This is a genomic window from Haloarchaeobius pelagicus, assembly GCF_051207375.1.
Taxonomy (GTDB): Archaea; Halobacteriota; Halobacteria; order Halobacteriales; family Natrialbaceae; genus Haloarchaeobius.
The window spans coordinates 1-1,304 of record NZ_JBPJZD010000007.1 but is presented as its reverse complement, the minus strand read 5'-3'; the positions used below and the strand labels follow the sequence as shown (position 1 = coordinate 1,304).

The window sequence follows — 1,304 nt, the reverse complement described above, 5'->3', positions numbered from 1 at the left end:
ATACTGCCCGGTCCCGGTCTGTGGAGGTGATCCAGCCGCAGATTCCCCTACGGCTACCTTGTTACGACTTAAGCCCCCTTGCGAAGCCCAGATTCGACCATCGTTGCGATGGCCTCATCCGGACCTCACTCGGGTGCTTTGACGGGCGGTGTGTGCAAGGAGCAGGGACGTATTCACCGCACCCTTCTGAGGTGCGATTACTACCGAATCCAGCTTCATGTGGGCGAGTTTCAGCCCACAATCCGAACTACGATCGAGTTTCGGAGATTAGCGCCCTCTCTCGAGGTGGCTTCCCATTGTCTCGACCATTGTAGCCCGCGTGTAGCCCAGCTCATTCGGGGCATACTGACCTACCGTTGCCCGTTCCTTCCTCCAGTTTGGCACTGGCAGTCCTCCTAATGTACCCAGCCAGTCGAAACTGCTGCTGGCAATTAAGAGTGCGGGTCTCGCTCGTTGCCTGACTTAACAGGACGCCTCACGGTACGAGCTGACGGCGGCCATGCACCTCCTCTCAGTAGCTCAAGTAAGCTCATCACACTGACTTTCACTGCATACTGTCGGAGCTGGTGAGATGTCCGGCGTTGAGTCCAATTAAACCGCAGGCTCCTCCGGTTGTAGTGCTCCCCCGCCAATTCCTTTAAGTTTCATCCTTGCGGACGTACTTCCCAGGCGGCCAGTTTATCGTCTTCACTGCGGCACAGCACGAGCTCGTAGCCCGCGCCAAACCTAACTGGCATCGTTTACAGCTGGGACTACCCGGGTATCTAATCCGGTTCGTGACCCCAGCTTTCGTCCCTCACCGTCGGATCCGATCTCTCAAGGTGCTTTCGCCATCGGCGGTCCGTCCAGGATTACAGGATTTCACTCCTACCCCAGACGTACCCCTTGAGTCTCTCGGTCCCGAGCCAAACAGTATCCGCTGGACGCCTGCTCGTTGAGCGAGCAGATTTCCCAACAGACTTGCCTGGCCGGCTACGGACGCTTTAGGCCCAATAAAATCGGTCATCACTCGAACTGCCGGTGTTACCGCGGCGGCTGGCACCGGTCTTGCCCAGTTCTTATTCGTGAACCTCCCTACGGTTCACAAAAGCGAGGGCACTATGCCCACGCACTCGGAGTCCCCTTATCGCACTGTCGTGCAGTGTAAAGTTTTCGCGCCTGCTGCGCCCCGTAGGGCCCGGAATCTTGTCTCAGATTCCGTCTCCGGGCTCTTGCTCTCACAACCCGTACCGATTATTGGCACGGTGGGCCGTTACCCCACCGTCTACCTAATCGGCCGCAGCCACATCCTATAGCGCCGGAGC

The 1,304-nt window shown here is 57.9% G+C and carries 1 rRNA gene; it reads right to left on the bottom strand.

Annotation, left to right across the window (positions count from 1 at the left end):
* Positions 1-21: 21 nt before the first annotated feature.
* Positions 22-1,304: ribosomal RNA gene (locus ACSC1S_RS21800) — 16S ribosomal RNA — on the bottom strand; the annotation flags it as partial.